This window comes from Pseudomonadota bacterium, assembly GCA_018823135.1.
Lineage (GTDB): Bacteria > Desulfobacterota > Desulfobulbia > Desulfobulbales > CALZHT01 > JAHJJF01.
The window spans coordinates 1-2,191 of the sequence record JAHJJF010000153.1 but is presented as its reverse complement, the minus strand read 5'-3'; the positions used below and the strand labels follow the sequence as shown (position 1 = coordinate 2,191).

5 protein-coding genes are annotated in these 2,191 nt (G+C 29.7%); 1 reads left to right on the top strand and 4 read right to left on the bottom strand.

Annotated elements, in window-relative coordinates; all coding sequences use genetic code 11:
* Window positions 1-26 precede the first annotated feature (26 nt).
* The 4 genes from KKE17_15690 to KKE17_15675 are packed head-to-tail and all read right to left on the bottom strand — an operon-like array spanning window position 27 to window position 1,636.
* The gene (locus tag KKE17_15690) at window positions 27-608 is read right to left on the bottom strand and encodes a hypothetical protein (protein ID MBU1711439.1); all 582 of its coding nucleotides are present in this window, start codon (window positions 606-608) and stop codon (window positions 27-29) included.
* Window positions 601-840 (bottom strand): hypothetical protein, encoded by a 240-nt coding sequence (locus KKE17_15685; protein ID MBU1711438.1) that lies wholly within the window; start codon window positions 838-840, stop codon window positions 601-603. Before KKE17_15685 ends, KKE17_15690 begins: the two co-directional genes overlap by 8 nt.
* A gap of 53 nt (window positions 841-893) precedes the next feature.
* Window positions 894-1,424: a hypothetical protein gene (locus tag KKE17_15680; GenBank protein MBU1711437.1), complete on the bottom strand. Its 531-nt coding sequence runs from the start codon at window positions 1,422-1,424 to the stop codon at window positions 894-896.
* The gene (locus KKE17_15675) at window positions 1,421-1,636 is read right to left on the bottom strand and encodes a response regulator (protein MBU1711436.1); all 216 of its coding nucleotides are present in this window, start codon (window positions 1,634-1,636) and stop codon (window positions 1,421-1,423) included. The genes KKE17_15680 and KKE17_15675 overlap by 4 nt, the downstream gene beginning before the upstream one ends.
* A 205-nt stretch (window positions 1,637-1,841) precedes the next feature.
* Here KKE17_15675 and KKE17_15670 point away from each other — a divergent pair, with 205 nt between their 5' ends.
* Window positions 1,842-2,108, top strand: a complete 267-nt coding sequence (locus KKE17_15670) for an ArsR family transcriptional regulator (GenBank protein ID MBU1711435.1) — start codon at window positions 1,842-1,844, stop codon at window positions 2,106-2,108.
* Window positions 2,109-2,191 lie beyond the last annotated feature (83 nt).

Genomic DNA, 2,191 nt, shown 5'->3' with positions numbered 1-2,191 from the left:
TCTTTTAATTTAAAAAAATTAAGTTTTTATATGCTCTCCACATATATTGTCAAATCTGCTGTTTTAGCACCAGCCTGTTCATCATGAGGAACAATCACTTTAATTCCAATTTTAGCTGTATCTAAACCACCCTCATTATCAAGAGCATCTATCAGCAGATGTTTATTTCCAACTCCATTTGGTACGGAAACATAAGTAGTATTTGCTGTCCCGCTGTCTGAAGAGTTAGCATGAACAAAATAATAATTGTTGGGAAGCAGATTTGCTCCGTTAGCTGTACTAGTAAAGGGGCTGTCTATTCCATAAGCATAAACATCAAAATCAATTGAGCCGTCATTTCTTATCACGAACCAATCAGTTACATCCTCGCTTGTTTTGTTTTCATTAATTTCTAAGTCACCTAAATTAATGGCAGGATCAGTTATAGTTAATACTATATTGCTTTTAACACCAAAAGAAGTTGTTCCAGTATCAGCAGTTACATTTGTAATTAATGTTCCAGTAATGTTTTGGGTAGACAATGTAGAAGTAAGTAACCCAATTACAGAAATAACAATAGCGACACCGACTAAAACGACTAATGTTTGATTTGATACTTCCTTATTCATTTTTATCACCTTTTTTATTTTTTTCAACCACATTAAAAATAACTTTTCCTGTTACTGTTTGTGGTTCTAATTTCTCGCCAACATAGAAACTAACCCTTCCTGACGAAGAAGCAGAATCCGGATAAATTGCTTCTTCTTTCAAAAGAGGTTTAATAATGGCCAAACCAACCGTTAAGAGAGAAAAAGTTATTCCTATTATCAGCAAAACTGCGATTGTCTTTTTTGAAATCATTTTAACATCTCCGTTTAGATTCAATTTTTTTCCCATCTTCATCTTTTTTTAATTTATTTTTTATCCAAATTAATAACCTTATCAACAAACAGACTTGATTCTTGAATAAACCTTTCCTGCTCCTTAATATTTAAAGTATAAAAAACTGCTTTGACTTTACTTTCCTTGATTTTATTGATTAAGCTGAATATGAATTTAACTACCAAATCTGTTTTCTGATAAATTAGTAAACTGGTCAAGGAATCAAAAATGAGGTAGTCAAACTCATGCTTTAGAATTTCAGAAATTGTTGATGATAATTTAGTTAAGACTTTTTGACTACTCACAAAGTAACAGCCGGTCATGTGATCAAAATCTTTTTTTATTGTCTTAGAAACAACGTCAATAAAAACAATATTCTTTATATTAACGTTTTTTTTCTTAAACTGTTCCTTTAAACTCCCAGAAGTTTTGTTTAAAGTTACATAACATACCTTTTTTTCAGACAATTGTTTTGCTATACCAATGATTATAGAATTATATTCAACACTTGGTATAAGCAAAAGAATAGTCTGATTTTCAGATAATTCTTGTACAATATTCATCTTATCCACCTATTATCTCTTAATAAATCATAACCAGAAAGAGCGGGCATTTTGATATTTAGTAGAATTAAATCAAAAGCTTTTTCTCTAACAAGTTCTAAAGCTTGAGACCCCTTTGTTGCTGTCTTAATATCATAGCCTTCTTTATCTAAAATATTTTTCATCATAGTTAAATCGTCATCAGCATTGATGATTAAGATTGTTTCGGGCATTTTTCTTCACTTTCTTAGTTTTCCAAGAGGTACAAGAAATTTCTTTTTTTGAAATTTCTCAGTATCGTTTTTTTTATTTTATAAGTTATAAAGCAAATAAGGTTTACTTTATTTAAAAACTTGCCTATTTTTTGCCTACTTTCTAACTATATTCTGCCAATTTAGGATATAAATAAGCAAAAACTATATTAGAGGTAGTAAAAAAATGGTTAATAAACAATTTTGGAAAGATTATAGTTTTATTATGAGAAGCAAACAAAGAAAAACAATTCTTTTAGTTATGGAAAGACCAATGACTGTAACCGAGATAAAGAATAAGACAGATTTGAGCCTTTCAGATACAAGCAGAGTTTTAAGAAGATTTAAAATAGAAGGTTTAGCAAAGTGCATAAATCCAGAAGATCATTTAGGAAGAATTTATCAACTATCAGAGAGAGGTGAGAAAATAAAAGAAAAACTAGAAAAAAGTTAGTCTAATTCGGCTAGGAGAAAGTTAATTAAATCAAATTGGCCTTTTCCATATTCTGTTAAATCGCTAGCCTTTTCAAGTTTAGA

What these genes read in the sequence shown, in the direction of transcription:
- KKE17_15690 (MBU1711439.1), bottom strand. Translation starts at nt 608, where the DNA reads ATGAATAAGGAAGTATCAAATCAAACATTAGTCGTTTTAGTCGGTGTC.
- KKE17_15685 (MBU1711438.1), bottom strand. Translation starts at nt 840, where the DNA reads ATGATTTCAAAAAAGACAATCGCAGTTTTGCTGATAATAGGAATAACT.
- KKE17_15680 (MBU1711437.1), bottom strand. Translation starts at nt 1,424, where the DNA reads ATGAATATTGTACAAGAATTATCTGAAAATCAGACTATTCTTTTGCTT.
- KKE17_15675 (MBU1711436.1), bottom strand. Translation starts at nt 1,636, where the DNA reads ATGCCCGAAACAATCTTAATCATCAATGCTGATGACGATTTAACTATG.
- KKE17_15670 (MBU1711435.1), top strand. Translation starts at nt 1,842, where the DNA reads ATGGTTAATAAACAATTTTGGAAAGATTATAGTTTTATTATGAGAAGC.